The sequence below is a fragment of the Oleiphilus sp. HI0066 genome (genome assembly GCF_001635725.1).
The window spans coordinates 1-315 of sequence record NZ_LWFH01000858.1 but is presented as its reverse complement, the minus strand read 5'-3'; the positions used below and the strand labels follow the sequence as shown (position 1 = coordinate 315).

Annotated in this window: 1 protein-coding gene; it reads left to right on the top strand. The window is 46.7% G+C overall.

Annotated elements, in window-relative coordinates:
* Positions 1 to 315, top strand: a 315-nt coding sequence (locus A3738_RS09945) for an NAD-glutamate dehydrogenase domain-containing protein (protein ID WP_156504171.1), incomplete at both ends; no start/stop codon positions are given.

Sequence of the window (315 nt, the reverse complement as noted above, 5' to 3'; positions counted from 1 at the left end):
AGACGAGATGCTAAATCTATCCCATTGAGTCCTGAGATCAAAAAGCTGATCGATGCAGAAGAAGACAGTCTAGCGCCAATGATATTGATCAATCGCTTACTGAAAGCAGATTCAGATCTGTTGTGGTTTGGAGGGATTGGAACTTATGTTAAGGCTAAAACCGAAGCACATACAGATTGCGGAGACAAGGCAAACGACGGCTTGCGCGTAAATGGCGAAGAGCTTCGCGTCAAAGTCATAGGCGAGGGTGGTAATTTAGGGATGACCCAGCGCTCGCGCATTGAGTATGCTCAAAACGGCGGGTTGTTGAATACT